We start from the raw sequence: 26,761 nt of genomic DNA on the forward strand, positions 1-26,761 counted from the left end.
GAAGCTCCCGGTGCGGGAGCTTGAATCACGGGCATCCGGCCAGATCCAATGAGGTTTTCCCCTTCAACGAGGGCAGCCCCGCAGCCCCTCGCCCTCAGTCACCTTGCGTGAAAAAGGCTTCCTCGCTGGGCAGCGAAGGCGGCCCGTGAGCCGCCCCTTTGACCGCCGCGAACGCGTCGGCAAGAAACAGAGACTTCGCGCTCTCCCTGGCGAGCTGTTCGATGCGGGACTGCAACTCCCTGACCTTCTGCGGATTGCTTTCGACCAAATTGGTTTTTTCCGACGGGTCTTGCGGGATATTGTACAGCTCGACCGCCGAAGGAAGTGGCGTCCGCCAGATCAGCTTCCAGTCACCTACGCGTACGCCGCCGCGGAACGGCTCGATGTTGTAGACAACCTCGTGCCTGGGTGAGGGGGCGCCTTTGCTGACGGTGGCCCAGACATCCAGCCCATCGAGCGACTTTCCCTTGCCTGGCTTGGCGAGGTCGACGCCGGCGAGGCCGGCGAGCGTGGGGAACATGTCGACGACGTGCATCATCTCCCTCACCTCGCCGGCACTGATCTGCCCCGGCCAGTTCGCGAACGCGGCGACGCGGGTCCCGCCTTCGTACAACATGCCTTTTCCGCCGCGGTACGGACCGTTATCGGCTGGCAGCTTCAGCTTCGACACGTCCGCATCTCCGGCAAGGAGCGCGGTCTGGTTGCCGCCGTTGTCGCTCATGAAGACGATCAAGGTGTTCTCGCGCATCTTCTTCCCTTCGAGCGCCGAGACCAGCTTGCCGATCTCGTCGTCCATGCACGTGATCATTGCCGCGTAGGTGCGCCTCGTTGGATCTTCGATATGCCGGTACCTGTCGATATAGTCTTTGGGAGCCTGGTAAGGCGAGTGCGGAGCGGTAAAGGCCAAGTAGAGAAACAACGGTGTCTTTGGATCGTGAGCGTCGATTTGCGCGACTGCATCCGCACCCCACAATTGAGTGACGTAGCCCGGCTCATTCACCGGCTTGTCGTTACGATACCAGTCGCGCACATTTGCCGATGAATGGGTGAAGTAATCGACCTCGCCCACCATCGATCCATAGTGGTAATCGAACCCGCGTTGACGCGGCCAGAACTTGCGGTCGGCGTGCCCAAGGTGCCACTTGCCGACCATGGCGGTCCTGTAGCCTGCTTCCTTCAGGGCCTGCGGCAGCAGCCATTCATCGGTCGGCAAGCCGTATTTGGCGGGCGTCGGAATGACCAGGGTTTGCAGGCCGTAGCGGCACGGATAACGGCCGGTCATCAATGCTGCGCGGGTGGGGGTGCACATCGGCTGGACGTAAAATTGCTCGAGCCGGGCCCCGTCCTGCGCAAGCTTGTCGATATTTGGGGTCTTGATGTCGGAGCCGTGAAATCCGACGTCCTTCCATCCGAGGTCGTCCGCGACGATGTAAACGATGTGGGGGCGCGGCGCGGTCGATTGCGCGGCGGCAGACGTGAGGTTCGCAGGCGCAATCGACGCCAACGCAAGCATGGCCAGGACCGAGCTGCCGTTCAACAGCAGATCGCGGCGATTCATTTGGCGACTGCCTTGCGCTGAATGCGCCGATTCATCGAGCGGGCGATCAATCATTTCATTCTCCGGGCAATGGTTTTGTGTGCAATTCACGCAGGCTACTGCGGAGGTGCGCCGCAGGGAAGCAGGCAATGGCGACAGCCGGCGTCGTTTCGACGCCGGGCGGCAATCGGGGCTTCGAGGGAAGCACCGCTTTCGGAGGAAGCGATACGGGCTCAGGCCGCGCATGACGGCCGCGCGACGACCTGGACGACTATTTCCCCGCCTTCGCGTTGCGCGGCTGGCTGTCGCGCATCAGGCGGTCGATATGCATGCGGATGTGGGCGGCTTCGGCGGTGGTGTTGGCGAGCGCGATGGCGCGGTCGAAGGCGATGCGGGCCTCCTCGTTGCGGCCGAGTTGCATCAGGAAGGCGCCGCGGACGCCGAAATAATGGAAGTAATTGGCAAGCCGCGGCGCCAAGGGCTCGATCATCTCGAGCGCGGCTTCCGGCCCCTTAACCTTGGAGACCGCGACGGCGCGGTTGAGCGTGATCACCGGCGACGGCTGCATGACCTCGAGCGCGCCGTACAGCAGATCGATCTGGGTCCAGTCGGTATCCTCGGGCTTTTCCGCACGGGCGTGCAGCGCGGCGATCGCCGCCTGCACCTGATACGGCCCGCTGCGGCGGTGGCGCATCGCCTTGTCGATCAGCGCGAGGCCCTCGGCGATCTGCTTCTGATTCCACAGGCTGCGGTCCTGATCGTCGAGCAGGATCACCTGGCCGTCGGCGTCGAAGCGCGCCTCGGCGCGGGCGTGCTGCAACAACAGCAGCGCGGTCAGCCCCATGATCTCGGGCTCGCTCTGGAACAGCCGCAGCAGCAGGCGGGCGAGGCGAATCGCCTCCTCGCACAGCGGCGCGCGGATTTCGGCGGTGTCGCCGCTCGCCGAATAGCCCTCGTTGAAGATCAGATAGATCATCGCCGCGACCGAGGCGAGCCGCTCGCTGCGCTCGACCGCGCCCGGCGTCTCGAACGGCACGTTGGCATCGGCGACGCGCGCCTTGGCCCGCGTGATGCGCTGCTCCATCGCCGCTTCCGAGACCAGGAAGGCGCGCGCGATCTGCTTCACCGTGAGACCTGAGACGATGCGCAGCGCGAGCGCGATCTGCTGCGTCGCCGGCAGATCCTTGTGACAGCAGATGAACAGCAGCCGCAGGATGTCGTCGCGGTAATGCGAGCCGTCGAGCCGCTCGGCGATCTCGTCCTCGGCGTCGTCGAGGTCGGAGATCGCCTGGTCGTCCTCGGGCAGCGGCTGCTGCTTCTTGTTGCGACGGACCTCATCGATCGCGACGTTGCGGCCGACCATGATCAGCCACGCCGCGGGATCGCGCGGCGGGCCGTTCTGCGGCCAGCTCTTGAGCGCCCGCAGGCAGGCGTTCTGGAACGCCTCCTCGGCGGTGTCGAGATTGCGGAAGTAGCGCAGCAATGCGCCGACCGCCTGGGGACGCGCGGACGTCAACGCAGCATCGATCCAGGCGGTGTCGGTCACGCTCACGCCTTGGTACCCCCCTGATTGAAGTAGCCGACCGGGCGGATCTCATAGGTGCCGCCGGGATTGGCCTCGCCGAGGTCGCGCGCGATATCGAGCACCTCGTCGAGGTTCTTGCCCTCGACCAGATAGAAGCCGAGCAGCTGCTCCTTGGTTTCGGCGAACGGGCCGTCCAGCACCAGCGGCGGGTTTTCCTTGCGCAGCGTGGTCGCCGCGGTGGTCGGCAACAGCCGCGCCACCGGGCCGAGCTTGCCCTGCTTGGCGAGCTTGTCCTGCACGACGGACAGTTTCTGCATGACGGAGGCGTCGTGTTCCTTGCTCCAGGAGCCGACCATGTCTTCGTCATGATAGCAGAGGATGGCGTACAGCATCGAAAAGGCATCTCCGTTCATTGCAAGAACGAACGATTATGCCCGCTGCCGACAGGGGGCGCGAAAGAAATTTAGGTTCCGGATGCCGACGGTGGATTTTGATCGCGGCTCCATGGCGCGCTTCGACGGACGGGACGTTGTCGCGGCGACGATGAACGTGCGGTTACCAATAGACGCCGTAGCGGGCGGCGATCCGGCGCGTCTTGGCTTCGTTGCTCTCGCGATGGCGGACGTGGCTCCTCGTCACCGGACGGGACGCCTGCTGCCGCGGGGATTGCACGGTTGCGCCTGGGCCGACCGGGCCTCGCCCCGCGTTGGAGCAACGGCCGGTTGCGCCTGAGCCGGCGTGTCAGCGTTTGCGAGCACGGGCGCGGGCCGTGGCGCCGGCGGCGAGGATGAAAGCCGACACCGGATCAGTTTGCGCATGGAAGTTCTCCCCGGTTGATGGCAGGAGATGGGAGCGGGCCGGACCCGTTCTGTGACATGCGTCACATTGACGTTGGAGGTATCGGGATGGGTAAGGGCGCGCTCGCGCTGCTGATCAATGGCGGCTCGGAAAACTGGTCGTCGGCGCGCTGGAAGGCGCGGTTCGACGCGGTCTGCCCGGACCGCCGCGTGGTGCTGCTGCCGGACGGCGCGCTCGATCCCGCCGAGGTACATTACGCCGCCGTGTGGAAGCCGAAGCCGGGCGAGCTCGCGGCATTCAAGAACCTGCGCGTCATCTTCAATCTCGGCGCCGGGGTCGACGCGCTGATGGCCGATCGCTCGCTGCCGGACGTGCCGCTGGTGCGGGTTGCGGTCACTGATCTCACCGACCGCATGACCGAATATGTCGTGCTGCATGTGCTGATGCATCACCGCCAGGAGCTCTATTTGCGCGAGTCGCAACGGGTGAAGCGCTGGGCGCCGGACTATCAATGGGCGGCGAGCGCGATCACCGTCGGCGTCATGGGGCTCGGCACGCTCGGCGCCGCCTCGGCGCAGGCCCTGCGCGCGCTCGGCTTTCGCGTCGTCGGCTGGAGCCGAAGCGAGAAACGGATCGACGGCATCGCCTGCTATCACGGCGCGGACGGGCTCGACGCATTCCTGCGCGAGACCAACATCCTGGTCTGCCTGCTGCCGCTGACGCCGGACACAAGGCACGTGCTGAACCGCGACGCGTTCGCGAAGCTGAACCGCGAGAGCCCGCTCGGCGCGCCCGTCATCATCAATGCCGGCCGCGGCGGCCTGCAGAACGAGGCCGACATCCTGCGCGCGCTCGATGACGGCACGTTGGGTGCCGCCTCGCTCGACGTCTTCGAGACTGAGCCGCTGCCCGAGGCGAGCCCGTTCTGGAGCCACCCGAAGGTGGTGCTGACGCCGCACAACGCCGCCGACACCGACGCCGACGAGATCTCGAAATATGTCGCGCAGCAGATCGCGCGCTTCGAGGCCGGCGGCGCGCTGGAAAACCTCGTCGATCGGAAGCGGGGATATTGACGCCAGCGCGTAGCCCGGATGCAGCGAAGCGAAATCCGGGGTTCTTTGCGCTGGGCAAACCGCTCCCGGATTGCGCTACGCTCCATCCGGGCTACGAAAGCGGCGATTGCGGAATCGCGATCGAGCGTCATTGCGAGGAGCGAAGCGACGAAGCAATCCATCGTACCGCGTATGCGAAGACATGGATTGCTTCGCTTCGCTCGCAATGACGGACAAGATGCACGGCTGACTAGGACGTCTTGCGCGCGAAGGTGACGTGGGTGGCGTTCGGGCTCGCGACATGCGAGACCACGCCATAGCCGAGCGCGAGCAGGTCGATGCCCGCGAACAAGCTCTCGCCGGCACCGAGCACGACCGACGGCAGCACCAGTTGCAGTTCGTCGAGCAAACGCGCCTGCAGGAATTGCCGCACCACCGAGACGCCGCCGCCGACGCGGATGTCCTTGTCGCCGGCAACCGCGCGCGCCCGCTCCAGCGCAGCAAGCATGCCGTCGGTGACGAAATGAAACGTGGTGTCGCCCGCCATCGGAAGATCGGGCCGCGCATGATGCGTCAGCACAAAGACAGGCGTGTGGTACGGCGGATTGTCGCCCCACCAGCCTTTCCAGGCATGATCCGGCCACGGCCCACGGATCGGACCGAACATGTTGCGGCCCATGATCCAGGCGCCGATCCCCTCCATCGACCTGCGCGCGATCTCGTCGTCGAGCCCGGTGGTGCCGCCGTCCTGGCCGGTCATCGCGCGAAAGGTTCGCGTCTCGAAGAACCAGGCGGCGGGCAGCGCCAGGCCGCCGACGCCGAACGGATGTTCGAGGCTCTGATTCAGCGCCGCGCCAAATCCGTCGATCGAGACCGTGAATACTGAAGTCCTGACTTTTCCCATGATGTTCCGCTTCCGTGAGTGGGGAGACCTTACGGAAGACGGGCGGGAAAGCCAGCGCCCGACATTTGCCCGGTAAGAAAATTTGGACGGCTATTTCGCCCCGCACAGCACGTCGATCGCACCCTTCACGATCGCCTCGAGCTCCTTGCGCGGCACGCGGGCACGGGCGCGGATCGCGATGGTGTGGATGGTGGCGGAGGCGAGATGCGCCAGCGACGCCGGATCGGTCCCCTCAGGCAGTTCGCCGCGCTCCTTGGCATGGCGGAAGCAGATGCCGAATGCCTTGTCGAGCTCGGTCAGTCCCTCGACCACCATGGTGCGGATGTCCGGATCCGACACCGCCTCCGACGCCGCCGTCATCACGGTGAAGCAACCGCGCGGACCGGACTCGCCGGAAAGATAGATGTCGAGCGCGATGCGATAGATGCGCTCGAGCCGCTCGCGCAGCGGCGCGTCGGCGCGGAAGATATCGACCATCGCGGCGCGCGCGTCGTCGCGATAGCGCTGGTAGCTCTTGATGTAGAGCTCGCGCTTGTCGCCGAACGCGCCATAGAGGCTCGGCCGGTTCATGCCGGTCGCGGCGCTCAAATCATCGAGCGAGGTCGCGGCAAAGCCGTCGCGCCGGAACAGATCCAGCGCCTTGCCGAGCGCGACATCGGGCTCATAGGCGCGCGGCCGCCCGCGGCGCTTCGGGGTGACCGGCGCCACGATTTTGGCAGCAGACGGCGGCCTCTTACTTTTTTGTACCATTTCGCATTTAATTCCTTGACGCCACCAATATTATCCAAGACAGTACAAAAATCAACAACGGCCGGACACCCGCGCCAGACACCGGAGGCACCCATGGACCTTTATTTCTCGCCCCTCGCCTGCTCGATGGCGACCCGCGTCGCGCTCTATGAAGCGGGCCAGCCGGCCAACTATCTCGAGGTCGACCCGAAGACCAAGGCGGTGCGCAACGACGGCTCCGACTTCAACAAGGTCAACCCGCTCGGCCTGGTGCCGACGCTGCGCACCGACGACGGCATCGTGCTGACCGAAAACGCCGCGATCCTGCAATATGTCGCCGACCAGTTTCCGCGCGCCGGCATCGGCACCGTATCGAACGCCGAGCGTTCAAAGTTGCATCAATGGCTGTGCTTCATCGGCACTGAGCTGCACAAAGGCCTGTTCCTGCCGCTGCTCGACAAGAAGGCGCCGCCGGAAGCCAAGACCTATGCCGTGGAGAAATACGTCTCGCGGCTCGACTATCTCGAAGACCACCTGAAGGGCCGCGACTATCTGCTCGATCATTTCAGCGTCGCCGACGCCTATCTCGTCACCGTCATCAACTGGACCATGGCGACGCCGCCGATCGAGCTCGCGAAATGGCCGGCGCTGAAGGCCTATTACGAACGCCTGCGCGCCCGTCCCTCGGTTGCGAAGGCGATCGCCGAGGAGTTCGAACTCTACAAGGCCGAGATCGCGCGGCACAAGGCTGCAGCGTAAGGTTTCTTACGACGGAGGCACGGTCTTCTCTCCCTCTCCCCGTTCTTACGGGGAGAGGGTTGGGGTGAGGGGCCGCTTCCGCGAGTTGCGAACGCGGTGAGACCTGTACCCCCTCACCCGGATCGCATCTTGCGATGCGACCGACCTCTCCCCGCAAGCGGGGCGAGGTGAAGGGGTGCCGCGGTCAGCATCCTCGGCAAATCGAAAGCTTGCGGGTGTTGGAGAGTTCATCCGCAGGCTCCCCCTTTCGTGTGGCTGGAGGCGGCGCGTCCATGAAGACCGGCTGGAATTTCTTCCATTGATCGTAGTATTCCGCCGGCAACGTGTACGGCTGGCATTCAGTGATCGCTCGCAGCGCGCTGTTTTGATAAGCCTGAGCATAGTCTGATGTGGCCGGCTTGCTCCCTGGCAACACCACAGGTTGCCCATCGAGCCTGCCCTCTCGCGTCAGCTCGATCATGAACTCAACCCTTACACTTGCTGCATCGCTTCCGACGCGTGGAGGTCTCCTCCAACACCTCTCGAGCTGATGTCTGAACATCGCCCCCCAAGTATCGGCCCCGCGCATTTCATTCCTCGCTGCGCTTGGCTGGATAGCAACGGCTATGAAGACGGTCGCGAGGAGGAAGCCTGCGAGCGCAACGGCGGCAGAACGTTTATTTGGCATGTAATGAGGTCCGGCAGACGCGGTGAGGTTGCAACGCGGACCAGAATAAACCGCCCCTCATCGGGACTCGCAATCGTTTTCGACGAGCCGGCACAAACGCGCCGTAACGCGGATGAAGCGAAGCGCAATCCGGGATCGATCTTGCCACAGGAGAGACCACCCCGGATTTCGCTTCGCTTCATCCGGGCTACGAGAGACATGTCTTGCGGTCAGCATCCCCGGCAAATCGAAAGCTTGCGCTTATCGAGCTCCCCGGCTGCAGGCTTCCCCTTCCCGCCGGGAGGGGACGGCATCTCTAGAAACACCGGCATGAAGTATTTCCATTCATCGTAGTATTCGGCCGGCAAGGAATATGGCTGGCATAGCGTGATCGCTTGCAGCGCGCTCTTGCGATAGGCTTGGGAGTAGTCTGACACGGCCGGACTGTTCTGCGACGACACCGACGGTTGCTCCGCCAGCGAGCCCTCGCGCGTCAGCCTGATCTCGAGAACCAACTTTATGTTCGCTGCCTCGTCCCCAACGGGGGCAGGTTTACGCCAACACTTGGTGACCTGAGAGCGAAACAGCGGCCCCCATTTTGCGGAATGGTCTGCGCTGCTCTGCGCAGCCGCGGGCTGGGCAAGGATGAGAGCGGTCGCGAGCAAGAGGCCTGCCAGCACTACGGCTGTAGAACGTTCAATTGGCATGTAATGGATCCGGCGGACGCGGTGAGGTTGCAATCGCCGACCAGCATAAATCAGCCCTCTTCGAGACGCGCAAACGTTTTCGATGAGTCCCCACAACGACCCGTAGCCCCGGATGGAGCGCAGCGCGATCCGGGATCGACCGCACAACAGGAGAGATCGTCCCGGATTTCGCTTCGCTCCATCCGGGCTACAAGGCTACGGAGAGCCGATCAGAACGGCTCCTGCCCCAGACCCGGAACGTCGGCCGGACGCGGGCCCGGGGCGGGCCAGTGGAAGCGGCGGTCCTTCTCCGAGATCGCGATGTCGTTGATCGAGGCCTCGCGGCGGCGCATCAGGCCGTGCTCGTCGAACTCCCACTGCTCGTTGCCGTAGGAGCGAAACCAGTTGCCGCCGGCATCGTGCCATTCGTACTGGAAGCGGACCGCGATGCGGTTGCCGTCGAATGCCCAGAGATCCTTGATCAGGCGATACTCCTGCTCCTTCTCCCATTTGCGGGTCAGGAAGGCCACGATCGCCTCGCGGCCCTGAAACACCTCGGAGCGGTTGCGCCAGCGGCTGTCCTCGGTATAGGCGCCGGCAACCCGAACCGGGTCGCGCGAATTCCAGGCGTCCTCCGCCATGCGCGCTTTCTGTGCGGCGGTCTCGCGGGTGAAGGGTGGCAGCGGCGGGCGTGACATTAGCGATCCCTCGCGGTTGAAGCATGATCCGGAAAAGTGTGAAGCGGTTTTCCGAAAAGATCATGCTCGAAATGTAAGACAAACGCGATCGATCTGATCGCGCTTTGTCAGGCGCAAATCTATCGCCGCGCCGCGCAGAGTCGATGGGTCGTTTCTTATCGCCCGATAGCCGGAGCCTATTCCGTTCCGATTGTATCGGAACGGGGCTCCGGATTCCTGTTTTGACGCGTCTTCTTCGCGCGAACCCGGTGCCCACTTCGCTCGAAAATGCTCTAAGCCAGATCGGCCTTCATCAGCGCGCGAATAGCCTTCGGAATCGGCTGCGCGCGGCCGCCGCTGATGAAGGCGACGCGAACCTCGGCCTTCACAAGCACGTCATCGCCGCGCCGGACTTCCTGAGCGAGCATGATGGAGGCGCCCTTCACCGCGATCGGCCAGGTCACGACGTCGAGCACGTCGTCCATCCGTGCCGGCTTGAGGAAGTCGAGCGTCATCGAGCGCACCACAAAGGCGAAGCCGCCGGTCTCCTCCTGCGCTTCATCGAACAGCGCCTGCTGCTCGGCGCCCATCAGGCGGAGATGATTGGTGCGGCCGCGCTCCATGAAGCGCAGGTAATTGGCGTGATAGACGATGCCGGAAAAATCGGTGTCTTCGTAATAGACGCGGACCTGCATATGGTGGCGGCCGTCGCGGATCTGGCCGTCGAGAATGGGTGAGGTCATTTGCAGCCCCCGATTGCGCAAAACTTTGGTTCGTATTGCGCAAAATCACCGGCCGACGCAAGCACGGTCGGGAAATCTTGGGATCGACTGGCGATCTGGATCAGGCGACCTTCTGGAATACCTTGTTTCTGACGACCTCTTGGTACCGATGATCTGTTCTGACCAGGTCGTCAACGATCATCTTGACTTGAAAAGCGTCGATCTGCTCATCGGTATATTGATCGCCGATTGCCGGAATTTTCGTCGGATCGAGTGACGATCCCCTCAGACGCCATTCATAGTCGTCGAAATCCATGTAACCGCCAACCTTGAGCAGTTTGTCGCACAAGAAGTAGTTCAAAGCGTCGACTGCGACCGTATGCGCGCCGTCGAGAAAGCAATAATCATAGATCGGAGCGCCCTCATACTGCCTGATCAGCTTCATGAGAGACCAGTTGTAGGAATCGTTGAACTTCTGGGTGTTGCCGAAATATGAGATCTTGTTGGGGTAGGCGCTGAGCTTTGTCTCCGCGCGCTGAACCGCATCGTTGAAATCGAAAAGATGCAGCTCACACTCGGGAAACAGCTGGCAGACGTTTCTTGCGGTATCCGCCATGTAGATTCCAAATTCGGCGTAACGGAACGGCTGCTCCCGGCCGAAAACGGTTTTCATGAACTCGTAGGTGCCTGTCGTCCCCTGGACGCCGACGACGAGCTTCTTGGGATACCAATCCTGCATTTTGCGCGATCCCTCCCGCTACCTTAGGATGAAGGGTACCGTCCACAGAAATATGCGGCAACTTACGATCCTTCATCGCGGCCATGTCGAAAGGCGCTACTCCGGAACCGGAACGGATACAGCGCGGTTACTTTCGACGGAACCGCCGTCGGCCCGCATCCGATGCGCAGCTCTCGCCCACGCAAGCGTAGTCAGGACACCACCGGCCCCTTTGCGCCGAGCGTGACCTGCACGATCTCGGGCGGCACGCCGAGGCGGAACGGCATGATGCTGCAGCCGAGGCCGCCGGAGACCACGACGTCGCATTTCAGCTTGATATGGCCATAGGCGAGCCGCATGCCGTGCTTGACCGGCACCGCCGGAGACCAGCCGAGCAGCCGGATCTGGCCGCCATGGGTGTGGCCGGACAGTTGCAGCGCGACGCGCGAGGGCACGCGGAGCGCGACGTCGGGCTCATGCGCGAGCAGGATCACCGGCGCGTTGTCGGTGACCTTGGCAAGCGTCGCGTTGAGATCGTCGACGCCGATGCGCGTGACCTGGCGATAGGGCCGCGCCGCCATGAAAGCGAGCTGATCGCCGAGCCCGGCGAGCCAGAACGGACGGCCGTCCTTGGTGAGCCGCACCGCATCGTTCTCGTAGACCGGAATCCCCGCCCGCTCCAGCGCCCGGCGCGCGAGCGGCATGCCGCGCCCCAAGCGCTGTACCGCCTTGTCTTCCCAGTAGTCGTGGTTGCCGAGCACGGCGTGCACGCCGAGCGGCGCCTTCAGGCCCTTCAGCACCGCGGCCCAGTCGGAGGCCGGAATGAAGCGCGTGACGTGGCGCAGCCCCGCGACATAGTCGCCGAGCAGCACGATGATGTCGGCGTTCAGCGCGTTGGTCCGCTCGACGATCTCGGCGATGCGATCGAGCGACATCCACGGATCGCAGGCGTGGATGTCGGCGACCGCCGCGATCGTGAGCGGAAAGTCCGCCGGCCATTGCCGCGGCGACAGATCGTAACGCGTGAGCGCGAGCCGGACGACCGGCTCGCTCACCCCGTAGGCTGCGGTCGACGCAGTGGCGGCGGTCAATCCGCCGAACCCGCGCAGAAAATGACGACGTGAAATCATGGACGTGCGATCGGTGATGCCTGGCGCTCGTTGAAAACGCTCTGAGTTATCATAGGCCCTTTGATTGGAGCGAAATTGGGCCGTGTTTGTGCAGACGGCCTGCAGAGATGCCGCAATGGTTAGCGGGCAAGGTTACCGGCAAGTGCGATGCGCCGCATCAACACGTCTCTTCACGACTTCGGGAGCGGAGGCCTTTGAGCATGAAGAACCGCCTCGCGCTCTTCCGGATCATACGTCAGTCCTCGTCGCCATTGCCGCCGAACAGGCCGAACTGCGAGGGATCGCGGTTCGGCTCGGCGAGGCCGAGATGGCGGAAGGCGTGCGAGGTCAGCAGCCTGCCGCGCGGGGTGCGCTGCAGATAGCCGCACTGGATCAGATAGGGCTCGATGATGTCCTCGATCGCATCGCGCGGCTCCGACAGCGCCGCCGCCATGGTCTCGACGCCGACCGGCCCGCCGCCATAGTTCAACGCGATGGTGGTGAGATAGCGCCGGTCCATCGCGTCTAACCCGACGCTGTCCACCTCGAGCGCGCTCAACGCCCGGTCAGCGATGCCGCGGTCGACGGAATCGGCGTCCGCTGCGGAGGCAAAGTCGCGCACCCGGCGCAGCAGGCGGCCGGCGATGCGCGGCGTGCCGCGGGCGCGGCGCGCGATCTCATTTGCGCCATCAGGACTCATGCCAATATTGAGCACGCGGGCGCCGCGGGTGACGATCTTCTCGAGCTCTTCCTCGGTGTAGAAATTGAGCCGGATCGGAATGCCGAAGCGGTCGCGCAAGGGATTGGTGAGCAGCCCCGCACGGGTCGTCGCGCCGACCAGTGTGAATTTCGACAATTCGATTTTCACCGAACGCGCCGCGGGACCTTCGCCGATGATCAGGTCGAGCTGAAAGTCCTCCATCGCGGGATAGAGCACCTCCTCGACTGCCGGGCTGAGGCGATGGATCTCGTCGATGAACAGCACGTCGCGCTCTTCGAGATTGGTGAGCAGCGCCGCGAGATCGCCGGCCTTCGCAATGACAGGGCCGGAGGTGGCACGAAAGCCGACGCCGAGCTCGCGCGCGACGATCTGCGCCAGCGTGGTCTTGCCGAGGCCGGGGGGACCGACGAACAGCACGTGATCGAGCGCCTCGCCGCGCTTCTTCGCAGCCTCGATGAAGATCGAGAGATTCTTGCGCGCCTGGGCCTGGCCGACGAACTCCGTCAGCGACTGCGGCCGCAGCGCGGTGTCACCAACATCGTCGGAGCGGCGTTCGGGCGAGACCATGCGCGAGGGCGTATTCATGATACGAGACTAACATGAGATTGTTCTCCCTCTCCGCGCTCTTGCGGGGAGAGGGTTGGGGTGAGGGGCTCCTTCCGCGAGCGCACTGTGTGTCGAGACCTGTACCCCCTCACCCGGATCGCATCTGCGATGCGATCCGACCTCTCCCCGCAAGCGGGGCGAGGTGAAGGACAGAGGCGCTCCAATCCACTGATCACTTCGACAGTTCCTTCAACCCCAGCCGGATCAGCTGCGCGGTCTCGGCCTTCTCACCGGCGCTGCGCGAGGCGGCGGCGATGGCGGCGGCGGCCTGCGGCTGGCCGTAGCCGAGATTGACCAGCGCCGAAATCGCGTCGGTGACCGGACGCGGCGCGCGGTTGTTGTCGATCGCGCCTGACAGTTGCACCACCGCGGGATCAACATCGGCAAAGCCCGGCGCCTTGTCCTTTAATTCGCTGACGATGCGCTCGGCGACCTTGGGCCCGACCCCCGGCGTCCGCGCCACCGCCGCCTTGTCGCGCAGCGCGATGGCATTGGCGAGATCGGTCGGCGGCAGCGTGCCGAGCACCGCGAGCGCGACCTTGGCGCCGACCCCCTGCACGGTCTGCAGCAGGCGAAACCATTCGCGCTCGTGATCGCTGCGGAAGCCGAACAGTTTGATCTGGTCCTCGCGGACATAGGTCTCGATCGAGAGCACGGCGGCACCGCCCGGCGACGGCAACGCCTGCAACGTGCGGCTCGCGCAGTGCACCTGATAGCCGACGCCGCCGACGTCGAGGATCACGTAATCCTCGCCATAGGAATCGATCAGGCCCTTCAGCTTGCCGATCATAGGTTCGCCACCCTGAGCCGCAGCGCGGTGCTCTGGCGATGATGGGCGTGGGTGATCGCGACCGCGAGCGCGTCCGCGGCATCGGCGGACGGCGGCTCGGCCTTCGGCAGCAGGATCTTCAGCATCACCTGGATCTGGTTCTTCTCGGCATGTCCGGCGCCGACCACGGTCTTCTTGACCTGGTTGGGCGCGTATTCGGCGACCGAGATACCGAACATTGCTGGCGCCAGCATGGCGACGCCGCGCGCCTGGCCGAGCTTCAGCGTAGCCACGCCGTCCTTGTTGACGAAGGTCTGCTCGACCGCCGCCTCCACCGGTCGGTGGTCGGCGAGCACGGCGGCGAGCCCCTCATGGATCGCGAGCAGCCGGTTCGCCAGCGGCAGATCGTCCGGCGGTTCGACCGAACCGCAGGCGATATAGACGAGACGATTGCCTTCGGTCTCGATCACCCCCCAGCCGGTGCGGCGGAGACCCGGATCGATACCGATGATGCGGACGGGAGAGCGAATCGGCTGGGATGTCATGGGCTAGTGATACCGCCTGCGCCGGGAGAACGAAACACAAACGGAGCCTCATACCCGGGGAAAGCACAACACCCGCAATCGTCATGCGCGGGCTTGACCCGCGCATCCATCGATCAGAGAAGCCTTTGCTTTCGATGGATTGCCGGGTCAAGCCCGGCAATGACAAAGCAAACTACCCGCCCATCTTCGCGATCAGAGCGTCGGACACCTCGAAATTGGCGAACACGTTCTGGACGTCGTCGTGCTCGTTGAGCAGGTCCATCAGCTTCAGCAGCTTTTCGCCGGTCTCGTCGTCGACCGCGACGGTGTTCTGCGGTTTCCAGGTCAGCGCCGCCTTACGCGGCTCGCCGAACTTCGCTTCCAGCGCTTTTGCGACTTCGCGGAAGGTGTCCTGCGAGGCGTAGACCTCGTGGCCGCCCACGCTGGAGACCACGTCGTCGGCACCGGCCTCGATCGCGGCGTCCAGCATGGCGTCGTCGGAGGCGACCTTGGCGTCGTATTCGATGATGCCGGTGCGGTCGAACATGAAGGCGACCGAGCCGGTTTCGCCGAGATTGCCGCCCGACTTGGTGAAGAAGGAGCGGATATCGGAAGCGGCGCGGTTGCGGTTGTCGGTCAGCGCCTCGACGATGACGGCGACGCCGCCGGGGCCATAGCCCTCGTAGCGGATCTCGTCATAATTCTCGCCCTCATTGCCCGCGGCCTTCTTGATGGCGCGGTCGATATTGTCCTTGGGCATGTTCTCGGCGCGGGCCGCGACCACGGCGGCGCGCAGCCGCGGATTCATCGCCGGGTCCGGGGTGCCGAGCTTGGCCGCCACGGTGATTTCGCGGGCCAGCTTGCCGAAAAGCTTCGACTTCTGGGCATCCTGCCGGCCCTTGCGGTGCATGATGTTCTTGAATTGGGAATGGCCGGCCATGCGACGTCTCTTCGGAGCTTAGGGTCTGAACAGGGATGGAAAACGCGGCCTTATAGGCCCCTCACGGTCAAAATCAAAGGATCGGCGGGGCCCTCCGGCGGAGGAATACTACCGCAAGCCGGAATATGAGGCACTTGTTAACCATGACTTCATGCCCGGGTGCGAGGATCGCCCCGTCCCGCCGCAACTTTCCACAGCCCCCAAAGAGCCCACATGGCGTTCGGTTTGTTTCGAAAGCAAGTGCCGGAGCCGGCTGCGCCGGCCGTCGCGCCGCAGGTTCCAACCGCGGCCGCAGCCCCTGAGGTCTCGGCCGAGACTGATTCGGCCAAGGATTCGTCCAAGGAGATCCTGGAATTGCTGGAACTCGAGCTCGGCGCGATGATCCGCCAGCTCGAGCGCGCCGCGAGCTCGGTCGCCGACGGCGCCGAGGCGACGGCAGCCAAGCTCGCGACCATCCGCGCCCGCACCGACGCGCTGACCGGCCGCAGCAGCGATGCACAGAGCACCGCGACGACGTTCTCGCAAGCCGCCGACCGCTTCACCCACTCCGCCGAGGGCATCGGGGCACAGGTGCGCAGCGCGAGCCAGCTCGCCGACGACGCCGCGGCCGCGGCGCGCGAGGCCACCGCCAATGTCGATCGCCTGCGCGAATCCTCGGCCGCGATCGGCAACGTCGTCAATCTGATCGCACAGATCGCGCGGCAGACCACGCTGCTCGCGCTGAACTCGACGATCGAGGCGGCGCGCGCCGGTGCCGCCGGCAAGGGCTTTGCGGTGGTCGCAACCGAGGTCAAGGCGCTGGCGGTGCAGACCCAGAGCGCGACCGAGGAGATCACCCGCAAGATCGAGGCATTGCAGAAGGACGCCACCGGATCGGCCGACGCGGTGCACCGCATCTCGCAGGCGATCGAAAAGATCCGCCCGGTGTTCGAGAACGTCAACGGCGCGGTTGCCGAGCAGAATGAAATCACCGGCGAGATGGGCCAGAACGCCGCCTCCGCCTCGCACTTCATCGTCTCGGTCGGCACCAGCGCCGGCGAGATCGACAGTGCAACGCGCGAAGCCGCCGCGCATGGCGACAATGTCGCCAGGGCCGGCAAGGCGGTGACCGCCTTCGCCCAGAAGCTGAAAGCGCGCTGCGCCGTGCTGCTGCGCCAGGACGAGCGCGGCGATCCGCGCAAGAACGAGCGCCTGCCTTGCAGCCTCAAGATCGAGATCACGACCACGCGCGGCATCGTCACCGCACCGGTCTACGAGATCGCGATGGACGGCATTTTGATCGGCGGCGCCGATGCCGAGAAGCTGCCGGTGCAGGAGACCCTGAACGCGACATTGCCGGAGATCGGCGCGTGCCGGATCCGGATCGGCGAGCGCTCCAAGGCAGGCAGCCAGGCCCGCTTCGAGGCGGCGACCGCCGAGCTGCGCGAAAAAATCGAAGACCGGATGTGGGCGATCCACGAGGAGAACGCCGAGCTCGTCACCCGCGCGATCGAAGCCGGCAGCGCGCTGAGCAAGATCTTCGAGAACGGGCTGGCAAGCGGCGCGATCGCGATCGCCGACATGTTCGACACCGACTATGCCGAGATCGCAGGCACCAACCCGGTGCAGTACCGCACCAAAATGCTGGACTGGGCGGAGCGCACGCTGCCGGCGTTCCAGGAGGCGTTCCTCACCAGGGACAAGCGGATGGCGTTCTGCGTGATGATCGACCAGAACGGCTATCTGCCCGTCCACAACAAGCTCTACTCGCAGCCGCAGCGGCCGGGGGACGTGGCATACAACACCGCCAACAGCCGCAACCGTCGCATCTTCAACGACGCCGCGGGCCTCGCCGCCGGCCGCAACCAGCGCGCCTATCTGATCCAGACCTATGCGCGCGACATGGGAGGCGGCAACACGGTGATGATGCGCGAGATCGACGTACCGATCCGCGTGCGCGGCCGGCACTGGGGCGGTTTCCGCACCGCCTACAAGCTTTAGCGGCTTCGTAGCCCGGATGCAGCGAAGCGTAATCCGGGATGCGTCTTTCCACGGGCAGGAGTCCCGGATTTCGCTGCGCTGCATCCGGGCTACACAGTGCGCGCTCAGGCAAGACCGGCAGCGCGAATCACGCTTTAGGATTGGAATGGGGAATGCTGCGGCGGCCGACAGGCCGCTGTAACGGAGGAAGCGTCGATATGTCGGCCGCGCAGCTTGCAGTTCTGGACACGTCATCGGACCGAACGCTGGCCGAGCGGCTGGTGGACCAGCTCGCCGACCGCATCGGCGGCCTCGGGGTGGAACTCGCCGACATCGCCGGCAACGTCCAGGAAGTCGCGAACCGCGTCAGCAGCCAGTCCGAGCGCTTCCATCATTTGCAGACGACGGCCGAGACGATGGTCGCCGCCAATCACGACATCGCCAACGCATCGCAGGCGGTACAAACGACCGCGTCCGCCGCGGTCGGCCAGATCGCGGAATCCCGCCATGTGGTCGAGACGGCGGTCAGCCATATCGCAGAGCTCGTCGCGGCGGTCGGACGGATCGAGGCGCGGCTCGCCGCGGTCGGCTCCGCGCTGAGCCAGGTCGCCAAGGTTTCCGGTTCGATCGAGGCGATCGCCAAGCAGACCAATCTGCTGGCGCTCAACGCCACCATCGAGGCGGCGCGCGCCGGCAATGCCGGCCGCGGCTTTGCCGTGGTCGCAAGCGAGGTCAAGAACCTTGCGGAAGCGACCCGCCAGGCGACGCATCAGATTTCCGACACCGTGCGCGATCTCGACGGCCAGATCGGCAGCCTGATCGGCGAGAGCAGCGATGCCTCGTTGCGCGCCAAGAGCGCCGGCGAAGGCGCCCAGCAGATTTCGGCCATCATCATGCGCGTGCAGGAAGGCTTCTCATCCGTCGGCGCCGAGATCGGCAGCGTGGCGCGCGCCGCGACCTCCAATCTCGGCCATTGCGACAGCGTGATCGCGGAGCTGAACGAGCTGGCCAAGGGCGTCGATCTCTCCTCGCGTGACCTCAAGCACGCCGACAGCCGCGTCGCGAAACTGCTCGAGCTCTCCGAGAGCCTGATCGTGACCATCGCCGACAGCGGGGTGGAGACCAGCGACACGCCGCTGATCCGCGTCGTGATCGACACCGCAAGGCAGATCTCCGAGCTGTTCGAGAATGCCGTCGCGCGCGGCGAGATCACGCTCGCGCAATTGATGGACGAGAATTATCGCGAGATCGCCGGCACCAATCCGAAGCAGTATCTGACGAACTACGTCGCCTTCACCGACCGCGTGCTGCCCGCGATCCAGGATCCGATCCAGAAAAGCGATCCGCGCATCGTGTTCTGCGTCGCCTGGGCGCGCAGCGGCTATCTGCCGACCCACAATCCGAACTACCGGCAGCCGCAGGGGCCGGACCCGGTGTGGAACAACGCCAATTGCCGCAACCGCCGCCTGTTCAACGACCGCGCGGTGAGCAAGGTCGCGGCCAACACAAAACCGTTCCTGCTGCAGACCTATCGCCGCGACATGGGCGGCGGCAATTTCGTGCTGATGAAGGACCTGTCATCGCCGATCGTCGTGAACGGCCGCCACTGGGGCGCATTCCGGATGGGTTTTCGGCAGAGCTAGGCCAGCCCCTTGGCCGGGACGGGGGATGCAGTGCCAAAATATGGAAAACAACCCCATGCAAAGTAAGCCGGCGGCTGTCGGCGCTCGACACTGCACTTGACACGTCGGGCAACTCAGAAGTACTCTTCTATTATTCCGAAATGACTTGTAGCCCGGATGAAGCGAAGCGCAATCCGGGAATCTCGCAAGCTCAAAGACCGGTCCCGGATTACGCTTCGCTCCATCCGGGCTACGAGGGCTACGTCCAAAACCCCGGCACCGCAGGCTCGAGCCGCCCGCCGGCGCGCACCGGCGCGACCTTCACCGCAAGCCCGGTTGCATCGTCGGTCTCGACCGCGATGCCGCTCAGTGTTGCCACACCGCCCGCCGGCTCGAAACGACCGGAGGGAATGCCGGTGAGGAAGCGCTGCAGCGGCTCCTCCTTCTGCATGCCGATCACCGAGTCATAGTCGCCGGTCATGCCGGCATCGCTCATATAGGCGGTGCCGCCCGGCAGCACCTGATGATCGGCGGTCGGCACGTGGGTATGGGTGCCGACCACGAGGCTGACGCGGCCGTCGCAGAAGAAGCCGATGCCCTGCTTCTCGCTGGTCGCCTCGGCATGGAAATCGAGCACGATGGCGTCACAGCCCTCGCGCAGCGGGCAGGCCTCGAGCTCGCGCTCGATGGCGCTGAACGGATCGTTCGAGGACGGCTCCATGAAGACCCGGCCGATCGCGTTGAGGACCAGCGCGCGCTTGCCGCTCTTGGTATCGACCAGCGTGGCGCCGCGGCCGGGCGAATGGCGCGGAAAATTCAGCGGGCGGATCAGGCGCGGCGCGCGCTCGATGAAGACCAGCGCCTCCTTCTGATTCCAGGCGTGGTTGCCGAGCGTGATCGCATCGGCGCCGGCGTCGAGCAGTTCCTGATAGATCGCCTCGGTGATGCCGAAGCCGCCGGCGGAATTCTCGCCATTGACGACCACGAGATCGAGCGACCAGTCCCTGATCATGCCGGGAAGGTGGTCGGCGATGGCGGTGCGGCCGGTCCTGCCGACGACGTCACCAACGAAGAGAATTCGCAAGGCTAGCTACTCCGGAAATCGAACGTCTTGCGCTCCGTTAGCACAAAATCAAGCGGGACGTCGTGCGACAGCGCCGGAATCGCCTTGGTTTCCTGTGCAGCAAAGGCAAGTCCGACCCCGATTACATGCTTGGCCTTGCGCAGATGCGCGAAGGTATAGTCGTAATAACCGGCGCCGTAGCCGATGCGGTGACCGAGCTTGTCGAATGCCGCGAGCGGCACCAGCATCACGTCCGGATGCACCTCGGCGGCGGCCGGCGACGGCTCGGGAATGCCGAGCGGCCCGAGCATCAGCCGGTCCTGCGGCGACCAGCTGCGGAAGGTCAGCGACTGGCCGCGCGCGTTGATGCAGGGCAGCGCGAGCCGCGCGCCCTTGTCGGCAAGCTTCTTCATCAACGGCGCCGGATCGAGCTCGCTGCGGATCGGCGCATAGCCCGAGACGATCATGCCCTGCGCGATCTCGAACGGCGCGCCGCGCTTGGCGAGCGCTTCGGCAGCCGTCGCGCGCTGCTCGTCGCTCAGCGCATCGCGCTTGGCGAGAGCAAGTGCCCGGAGCTCGGCCTTCGATGGAGATGCGTGCATAATCCATCTTCCGCTGTCGTCGTCCGCGACAACGGACGATCCATCATTCCAGAGACGCTAGCTTTCGTTAAGGCCAGGCCGCGGCGCGCTGGACGCCCCGTATCGCGGGGCACAACACTGCAAGACAATTCAACCGCCGCAGCGCGACGACAAGGCAACAGCAAAAATCAGTGCGAAGCCGCAGAGGCCGTTGGAGCGCTCGATCCCGGAGTTCCCTACGAAAGTAGGTGGGCACCATATGTCCGGGTCCACGGACCCGGCCAGGGACAGTTCCCTAAAGGATCGATAAGGCCCCGGGGATATATGGCTCCTGACGCACGACGCAGCTTCGCGGGGGCTAATCTAGCCATCGTTGCCCCAATCCGCCAGCGGTAAGGAAGACGCAGTCTTGGCTCCTGGAAGAAACTGTCATGGCCGGGCTTGTCCCGGCCATCCACGTCTTTCTTTTCATGGAGACAAATACGTGGATGCCCGGGACAAGCCCGGGCATGACGAATGTGTGGAAACACCGAGACCAACAGGGACGAACGAAGATCACCCGATCGCGATGCCGCCGCCGATGGTGCGGTTGAGCACCTGCGTGGTGCGCTCGATCCGCTCCGCGGCGGCGTTGAGCGCGTTGGAGACCGCGGTCTGGGTCGCGCGGGCGCGGTCGATGGCGGCGACGCGCGCATTGCGCAGCTGCTCGATTTCCTCCTCGAGGCTGCGGATGCGTGCGCTGGCGTCGACCAGTTCGTCGCAGGCGGTGAGCGCCGCCATCACCGTCAGCCGCGCATCGCCGATCTCGCCGAACTTGCCGCGCAGCGATTCCACGCGCTGCTGGAGATTTTCCGCGAGCTTCAGGAGCCGCACCTCCTGACCCTCCTCGCAGGCCATCCGGTATTGCCGGCCATTGATGGTGACGTTGATGTGGCTCATCTGCTGTCTCCACCGTCGAGCACGGCGCGAATGCTGCCGATTGCCGCGTCGAGCTTTTCCGCGATCTCGCGATTGGCGCGCTCGAGCTTGCGCGTCTTCACCAGCGAGCCGTCGAGCTCGTCGGCAAGCCGCGAGCGATCGGCGCCGAGTGCCTGGATCCGGCTCGCCAATTCGTTCTCGTCGCGGTCGGCCTCGCGGCGCCGCTCCACCGAACTCTCCAGCGCATCAAGCGCTGACATCAGCCGCTTTGTCGCAGCATCGATATCGGCAAGCGGTGCCTCGGTATTGCCAGACCCGTTGGCGAGACGATCACTCATGGCACGCGGCGTGGACCCTTCGGTTGGCTTGGTAGCCTGCTGCAGAGAAGCCTGCCGCCGGCAAAACTGGCGGTTCGGCAAGCGTTTACGGGACGAAATTTACGTGGCAAGCGAGCCCAGCGCAACGGCGGCGCAGAACTATGCACCGTTGAATGAAATAGGGCGATTTCGGGCAACTTTTCCCCGTTTTGAGGCGTTTCATCGCCTTGGACTTGCGGAATTGAGGTGCTAATCCACCCGCAACCCGTAAGGCCATCCACGCGCGTATCGCGGCTGCCCGCCCCGATCCGTCCCGCAATCAGCTCCTCATTTTAGGCGGACTTTTCATCATGACGCAGGTCGATCACACCCGTATGGCCAATGCGATCCGTGGCCTTGCCATGGACGCCGTCGAAAAGGCGAATTCCGGCCATCCCGGCCTGCCGATGGGCGCCGCCGACGTCGCGACCGTCCTGTTCACAAAATTCCTGAAATTCGATGCGGCCGACACGGCGTGGCCCGATCGCGACCGCTTCGTGCTGTCGGCCGGCCATGGCTCGATGCTGCTCTATTCGTTGCTGTACCTCACCGGCAACAAGGACATGACGCTCGACCAGCTCAAGCATTTCCGCCAGCTCGGATCGCTGACGCCGGGACACCCCGAGAACTTCCACACCAAGGGCATCGAGACCACCACCGGTCCGCTCGGCCAGGGCATTGCGACCGCGGTCGGCATGGCGGTCGCCGAGAAGATGCTGGCCGCCGAGTTCGGTAAGAAGATCGTCAACCACCACACCTATGTGCTCGCCTCCGACGGCGACCTGATGGAGGGCATCTCGCAGGAAGCGATCGCGCTCGCCGGTGTCTGGCGGCTCAACAAGATGATCGTGCTGTACGACGACAACGGCATCTCGATCGACGGCCCGACCTCGATCTCCGATTCCGTCGACCAGGTGAAGCGCTTCAAATCCGCAGGCTGGGCCGCCGAATTGATCGACGGCCACGATCCGCAGGCGATCGCCGCTGCAATCACCCGCGCGCAGAAATCCAACAAGCCCTCGATGATCGCCTGCAAGACCACGATCGGGTACGGCGCGCCGCACAAGGCCGGCACCGCCAAGGCGCATGGCGAAGCGCTCGGCGCCGACGAGCTCAAGGCGGCCAAGGAGAAGCTCGGCATCTCGCTCGAGCCGTTCTCGGTGCCCGACGATGTGCTGAACGCCTGGCGCGAGGCAGGCGCCCGCGGCGCCGCCGAGCACAAGGCGTGGGACGAGCAGTTCGCGCAGCTCGGCAGCCGCAAGCGCGCCGAGTTCGAACGCCGCATTCGCCACGAGCGGCCGCAGTCGCTCGCCAAGGGGCTGCGCGCCTTCAAGAAGGGGCTGCTGGAAAATCCGCTCAACGTCGCGACCCGCAAATCGTCGGAAGCCGCGATCGAGGTGATTGCGGCTGCGATGCCGATGGAATTCGTCGCCGGCTCCGCCGACCTCACCGGCTCCAACAACAACAAGGCGAAGTCGGCGACGGCGTTCGGCGCCAAGACGCCGAAGGGCCGCTTCATCCATTACGGCGTCCGCGAGCACGGCATGGCGGCATGCCTCAACGGCATCTTCCTGCATGGCGGCTTCGCGCCGAACGGCGCCACCTTCCTGGTGTTCACCGACTACGCGCGCGGCGCGATGCGGCTGTCGGCGCTGATGGGCACCGGCGTCGTCTATGTCATGACCCATGACTCGATCGGCCTCGGCGAGGACGGCCCGACGCACCAGCCGGTCGAGCATCTCTCCGCGTTGCGCGCGATGCCCAACATGCGCGTGTTCCGTCCCTGCGACGCGGTCGAGACGGCCGAGTGCTGGGAACTGGCGCTCAACCGCGTCGACGGACCGACGGTGCTGGCGCTGACCCGCCAGAACCTGCCGCAGCTCCGCACCACGGCGCCGAACGACAACCCGTGCAGCCACGGCGCCTATGAGCTGGTCGCGGCGCAGGGTGACGCAAAAGTGTCATTGTTCGCGTCGGGTTCCGAGGTCCAGATCGCGGTCGAGGCGCAGAAGCATCTCGCCGGACGCGGCATCGCGACGCGGGTGGTCTCGGTCCCGTCGCTGGAATTGCTGCTGGCACAGCCCGCCGAACGGCAAAATGCCATTATCGGCAACGCCCCGGTCAAGATCGCGATCGAGGCCGCGGTGCGCTGGGGCTGGGATGCCGTGATCGGCCATGACGGCGAATTCATCGGCATGCACGGATTCGGCGCCAGCGCCCCGGCGAAGGACCTTTTCCGGCATTTCGGCATTACTGCTGAAGCCGTCGTTAACGCTGCCACCAAGCGCGTCTGACGCTGGCCTGACACCCGTCGGCCAAGGTTGAGCTTGTCGCAAAAAAGGATTACCTAAGCTCCATCTTTTCCGTACGCGCCCGGCCGAACCGGGCGTTCCGCCGTAAAAACCTCGTGGGAGCGCTCCCGCGGGGCTGACAACAGCATTAGAGGAGACGAGCATGGCAATCCGCGTCGCGATCAACGGGTTTGGGCGTATCGGCCGCAACATTCTGCGCGCCATCGCCGAGTCCGGCCGCAAGGACATCGAGGTGGTCGGCATCAACGACCTCGGCCCGGTCGAGACCAATGCGCACCTGCTGCGCTTCGATTCCGTGCATGGCCGCTTCCCCGGCACCGTCACCGTCGACGGCGACTCGATCAGCCTCGGCGACAACAAGATCAAGGTTTCGGCCGAGCGCGATCCCTCCAAGCTGCCGTGGAAGGCGCTCGGCGTCGACGTCGCGCTGGAATGCACCGGCATCTTCACCGCGAAGGACAAGGCCTCCGCGCACCTCACCGCCGGCGCCAAGCGCGTGCTGGTCTCGGCGCCCGCCGACGGTGCTGACGCCACCATCGTCTACGGCGTCAACCACGACACGCTGACCAAGGATCACCTGGTGATCTCGAACGGCTCCTGCACCACCAACTGCCTCGCGCCGGTCGCCAAGGTCCTGAACGACACCGTCGGCATCGAGACCGGCTTCATGACCACGATCCATGCCTATACCGGCGACCAGCCGACGCTCGACACCCTGCACAAGGATCTCTATCGCGGCCGCGCCGCGGCGATGTCGATGATCCCGACCTCGACCGGTGCCGCGAAGGCGATCGGCCTCGTGCTGCCCGAGCTGAAGGGTAAGCTCGACGGCGTCTCGGTCCGCGTTCCGACCCCGAACGTTTCCGTGATCGACCTCAAGATCGTCGCCAAGCGCGCAACCGACGTCAAGGAGATCAACGAGGCGATGAAGCGTGCGTCCGAGCAGCAGCTCAAGGGCATCCTCGGCTACACCAACGCGCCGAACGTCTCGATCGACTTCAACCACGATCCGCACTCGTCGACCTTCCACATGGACCAGACCAAGGTGCAGAACGGCAACTTCGTGCGCGTGATGTCCTGGTACGACAATGAATGGGGCTTCTCGAACCGTATGGCGGATACCGCCGTCGCGATCGGCAAGCTGGTTTAAGTTCGACTGTTCATGATGCCCGGCCAAGCGCCGGGCATCTGCGTGTTTGCCCCCCGCGTTCGCGACCTCAACGGCCGCGACATCGGCAAGCGAAAGCGACGCCGTCCGTCGGACGGCGGTGTCCGGCCGCACAGGAAACGCTCATGACAAAATCGTTCCGCACCCTCGACGACGTCAACATGAAGGGCAAGCGCGTGCTGCTGCGCGTCGACCTCAACGTCCCCATGGAAGGCGGCCGCGTCACCGATGCCACCCGGCTCGAGCGCGTTGCCCCCACCATCACCGAGATTTCCGACAAGGGCGGCAAGGTGATCCTGCTCGCCCATTTCGGCCGCCCCAAGGGACGCGATCCCAAGGAATCGCTGAAGCCGGTCGCTGACGCGCTGTCGAAAGTGATCAAGCGCCCGGTGGCCTTCGCCGAGGACTGCATCGGCGATGCCGCAGCCGCCGCTGTCGCGGCCCTCAAGGACGGCGACATCCTCTGCCTGGAAAACACGCGTTTCCATAAGGAGGAAGAGAAGAACGACGCCGGCTTCGTCGCTGAGCTTGCCAAGCTCGGCGACATCTGGGTCAACGACGCCTTCTCCGCCGCGCATCGCGCCCACGCCTCGACCGAAGGCCTGGGCCACAAGCTTCCCGCCTATGCCGGCCGCACCATGCAGGCCGAGCTCGACGCGCTCGGCAAGGCGCTGGAAGCGCCGACCAAGCCGGTGATCGCAATCATCGGCGGCGCCAAGGTCTCGACCAAGATCGACCTCTTGGAAAACCTCGTGAGCAAGGTCGACGCGCTGGTGATCGGCGGCGGCATGGCCAACACCTTCCTGCACGCGCAGGGCGTCGCCGTCGGCAAGTCGCTCGCCGAAAAGGATCTTGCCCCGACCGCGCTGCGGATCATGGAGAAGGCCAACACGGCCAATTGCGCGATCATCCTCCCCGTCGACGCTGTCGTCGCCAACCAGTTTGCCGCCAACGCGCCGTCGCATGCCTATGGCCTCGATGCGATCCCGGCCGACGGCATGATCCTCGACGTCGGTCCGCAATCGATCGCGCGCATCCATGCCGCGATCGACGACGCGGCGACGCTGGTCTGGAACGGCCCGCTCGGCGCCTTCGAGCTGACGCCGTTCGACCGCGGCACCGTGGTATCGGCCAAACATGCCGCCGAACGCACCAAGGCCAGGAAGCTGATCTCGGTCGCCGGCGGCGGCGACACTGTCGCGGCACTGAACCAGGCGGGCGTGGGCGGCGATTTTTCCTACGTCTCGACCGCGGGCGGCGCGTTTCTTGAATGGATGGAAGGCAAGCCGCTGCCGGGCGTCGAAGTTCTGAAAAACCGTTGATTTAGGTTACATCCGCGAACTTGCACTACAGGGAGAAA

The 26,761-nt window shown here is 64.8% G+C and carries 26 protein-coding genes and 1 other RNA gene; 7 read left to right on the plus strand and 20 right to left on the minus strand.

The window, feature by feature from the left end; all coding sequences use genetic code 11:
* Nucleotides 1-94: 94 nt before the first annotated feature.
* The 3 genes from QA635_RS37255 to QA635_RS37265 form a co-directional block, all read right to left on the minus strand.
* A complete protein-coding gene (locus QA635_RS37255; RefSeq protein WP_283064823.1) occupies nt 95-1,612 on the minus strand; it encodes an arylsulfatase B in 1,518 nt (505 codons plus the stop codon).
* Between the two features lie 196 nt (nt 1,613-1,808).
* Entirely contained in the window at nt 1,809-3,089 is a 1,281-nt protein-coding gene (locus QA635_RS37260; RefSeq protein ID WP_283064824.1) for an RNA polymerase sigma factor, read from the minus strand.
* Nucleotides 3,086-3,454, minus strand: coding sequence for a YciI family protein (locus QA635_RS37265; RefSeq protein ID WP_028332829.1), 369 nt, complete (start codon nt 3,452-3,454; stop codon nt 3,086-3,088). The genes QA635_RS37260 and QA635_RS37265 overlap by 4 nt, the downstream gene beginning before the upstream one ends.
* Nucleotides 3,455-3,967: 513 nt before the next feature.
* Here QA635_RS37265 and QA635_RS37270 point away from each other — a divergent pair.
* Nucleotides 3,968-4,933 carry a 2-hydroxyacid dehydrogenase gene (locus tag QA635_RS37270; RefSeq protein ID WP_283064828.1) on the plus strand — a complete coding sequence of 322 codons (966 nt, stop codon included), beginning with the start codon at nt 3,968-3,970 and terminating at the stop codon, nt 4,931-4,933.
* A gap of 229 nt (nt 4,934-5,162) precedes the next feature.
* On the opposite strand, the gene QA635_RS37275 is transcribed toward QA635_RS37270, so the two are convergent.
* Both QA635_RS37275 and QA635_RS37280 read right to left on the minus strand, forming a co-directional pair.
* The gene (locus QA635_RS37275) at nt 5,163-5,816 is read right to left on the minus strand and encodes a dihydrofolate reductase family protein (protein WP_283064829.1); all 654 of its coding nucleotides are present in this window, start codon (nt 5,814-5,816) and stop codon (nt 5,163-5,165) included.
* 90 nt (nt 5,817-5,906) lie between these two features.
* Nucleotides 5,907-6,566: a TetR/AcrR family transcriptional regulator gene (locus tag QA635_RS37280; RefSeq protein ID WP_283064831.1), complete on the minus strand. Its 660-nt coding sequence runs from the start codon at nt 6,564-6,566 to the stop codon at nt 5,907-5,909.
* Nucleotides 6,567-6,659: 93 nt separating this feature from the next.
* Between QA635_RS37280 and QA635_RS37285 the strand changes: the two genes are divergently transcribed.
* A complete protein-coding gene (locus tag QA635_RS37285; RefSeq protein WP_283064832.1) occupies nt 6,660-7,304 on the plus strand; it encodes a glutathione binding-like protein in 645 nt (214 codons plus the stop codon).
* Between the two features lie 184 nt (nt 7,305-7,488).
* On the opposite strand, the gene QA635_RS37290 is transcribed toward QA635_RS37285, so the two are convergent.
* The 10 genes from QA635_RS37290 to QA635_RS37335 all read right to left on the minus strand — a co-directional run bounded on the left by QA635_RS37290 (nt 7,489) and on the right by QA635_RS37335 (nt 15,422).
* A complete protein-coding gene (locus QA635_RS37290; protein ID WP_283064833.1) occupies nt 7,489-7,764 on the minus strand; it encodes a hypothetical protein in 276 nt (91 codons plus the stop codon).
* Nucleotides 7,765-8,180: 416 nt separating this feature from the next.
* Nucleotides 8,181-8,657, minus strand: coding sequence for a hypothetical protein (locus tag QA635_RS37295; RefSeq protein ID WP_283064835.1), 477 nt, complete (start codon nt 8,655-8,657; stop codon nt 8,181-8,183).
* Nucleotides 8,658-8,866: 209 nt separating this feature from the next.
* Nucleotides 8,867-9,334, minus strand: a complete 468-nt coding sequence (locus tag QA635_RS37300; protein WP_057016209.1) for a nuclear transport factor 2 family protein — start codon at nt 9,332-9,334, stop codon at nt 8,867-8,869.
* Nucleotides 9,335-9,606: 272 nt separating this feature from the next.
* Nucleotides 9,607-10,056, minus strand: a complete 450-nt coding sequence (ybgC, locus tag QA635_RS37305) for a tol-pal system-associated acyl-CoA thioesterase (protein ID WP_028332822.1) — start codon at nt 10,054-10,056, stop codon at nt 9,607-9,609.
* A gap of 100 nt (nt 10,057-10,156) precedes the next feature.
* Entirely contained in the window at nt 10,157-10,774 is a 618-nt protein-coding gene (locus tag QA635_RS37310; protein WP_076825032.1) for a hypothetical protein, read from the minus strand.
* A 191-nt stretch (nt 10,775-10,965) separates the two neighbouring features.
* Entirely contained in the window at nt 10,966-11,883 is a 918-nt protein-coding gene (locus QA635_RS37315; protein ID WP_283064839.1) for a metallophosphoesterase, read from the minus strand.
* A gap of 235 nt (nt 11,884-12,118) precedes the next feature.
* On the minus strand, nt 12,119-13,168 hold the full coding sequence (gene ruvB, locus QA635_RS37320; RefSeq protein WP_253604533.1) for a Holliday junction branch migration DNA helicase RuvB: 1,050 nt from the start codon (nt 13,166-13,168) through the stop codon (nt 12,119-12,121).
* Nucleotides 13,169-13,361: 193 nt separating this feature from the next.
* A complete protein-coding gene (gene ruvA, locus QA635_RS37325) occupies nt 13,362-13,979 on the minus strand; it encodes a Holliday junction branch migration protein RuvA (protein WP_038386561.1) in 618 nt (205 codons plus the stop codon).
* Complete coding sequence (ruvC, locus tag QA635_RS37330; protein ID WP_253624975.1) at nt 13,976-14,503, minus strand: crossover junction endodeoxyribonuclease RuvC; 528 nt, start codon at nt 14,501-14,503, stop codon at nt 13,976-13,978. Before ruvC ends, ruvA begins: the two co-directional genes overlap by 4 nt.
* Before the next feature lie 172 nt (nt 14,504-14,675).
* Nucleotides 14,676-15,422, minus strand: coding sequence for a YebC/PmpR family DNA-binding transcriptional regulator (locus QA635_RS37335; protein ID WP_283064843.1), 747 nt, complete (start codon nt 15,420-15,422; stop codon nt 14,676-14,678).
* Nucleotides 15,423-15,635: 213 nt separating this feature from the next.
* Here QA635_RS37335 and QA635_RS37340 point away from each other — a divergent pair, with 213 nt between their 5' ends.
* The gene (locus tag QA635_RS37340) at nt 15,636-17,402 is read left to right on the plus strand and encodes a methyl-accepting chemotaxis protein (protein ID WP_283064844.1); all 1,767 of its coding nucleotides are present in this window, start codon (nt 15,636-15,638) and stop codon (nt 17,400-17,402) included.
* A gap of 197 nt (nt 17,403-17,599) precedes the next feature.
* Complete coding sequence (locus QA635_RS37345; RefSeq protein WP_283064845.1) at nt 17,600-19,024, plus strand: methyl-accepting chemotaxis protein; 1,425 nt, start codon at nt 17,600-17,602, stop codon at nt 19,022-19,024.
* A gap of 238 nt (nt 19,025-19,262) precedes the next feature.
* Here QA635_RS37345 and QA635_RS37350 read toward each other — a convergent pair whose 3' ends face one another.
* From QA635_RS37350 to QA635_RS37370, 5 genes are all read right to left on the minus strand, one after another.
* Nucleotides 19,263-20,087 (minus strand): TIGR00282 family metallophosphoesterase, encoded by an 825-nt coding sequence (locus tag QA635_RS37350; protein WP_253604542.1) that lies wholly within the window; start codon nt 20,085-20,087, stop codon nt 19,263-19,265.
* 2 nt (nt 20,088-20,089) lie between these two features.
* Nucleotides 20,090-20,668, minus strand: coding sequence for a 5-formyltetrahydrofolate cyclo-ligase (locus tag QA635_RS37355; protein ID WP_137476855.1), 579 nt, complete (start codon nt 20,666-20,668; stop codon nt 20,090-20,092).
* A gap of 171 nt (nt 20,669-20,839) precedes the next feature.
* Nucleotides 20,840-21,000, minus strand: a non-coding RNA gene (gene ssrS, locus QA635_RS37360) — 6S RNA.
* A 202-nt stretch (nt 21,001-21,202) separates the two neighbouring features.
* Nucleotides 21,203-21,586: a cell division protein ZapA gene (locus QA635_RS37365; RefSeq protein ID WP_283064849.1), complete on the minus strand. Its 384-nt coding sequence runs from the start codon at nt 21,584-21,586 to the stop codon at nt 21,203-21,205.
* Nucleotides 21,583-21,903 (minus strand): DUF4164 domain-containing protein, encoded by a 321-nt coding sequence (locus QA635_RS37370; protein ID WP_028343976.1) that lies wholly within the window; start codon nt 21,901-21,903, stop codon nt 21,583-21,585. Before QA635_RS37370 ends, QA635_RS37365 begins: the two co-directional genes overlap by 4 nt.
* Nucleotides 21,904-22,232: 329 nt before the next feature.
* Here QA635_RS37370 and tkt point away from each other — a divergent pair, with 329 nt between their 5' ends.
* From tkt to QA635_RS37385, 3 genes are all read left to right on the plus strand, one after another.
* A complete protein-coding gene (gene tkt / locus QA635_RS37375; protein WP_283064852.1) occupies nt 22,233-24,215 on the plus strand; it encodes a transketolase in 1,983 nt (660 codons plus the stop codon).
* Between the two features lie 160 nt (nt 24,216-24,375).
* A complete protein-coding gene (gene gap / locus QA635_RS37380) occupies nt 24,376-25,383 on the plus strand; it encodes a type I glyceraldehyde-3-phosphate dehydrogenase (RefSeq protein ID WP_028343978.1) in 1,008 nt (335 codons plus the stop codon).
* 143 nt (nt 25,384-25,526) lie between these two features.
* Nucleotides 25,527-26,723 carry a phosphoglycerate kinase gene (locus QA635_RS37385; protein ID WP_283064854.1) on the plus strand — a complete coding sequence of 399 codons (1,197 nt, stop codon included), beginning with the start codon at nt 25,527-25,529 and terminating at the stop codon, nt 26,721-26,723.
* The last annotated feature ends 38 nt before the right edge of the window (nt 26,724-26,761 follow it).

Origin of the sequence: Bradyrhizobium brasilense (assembly GCF_029714345.1) — a bacterium.
Lineage (GTDB): Bacteria > Pseudomonadota > Alphaproteobacteria > Rhizobiales > Xanthobacteraceae > Bradyrhizobium > Bradyrhizobium australafricanum.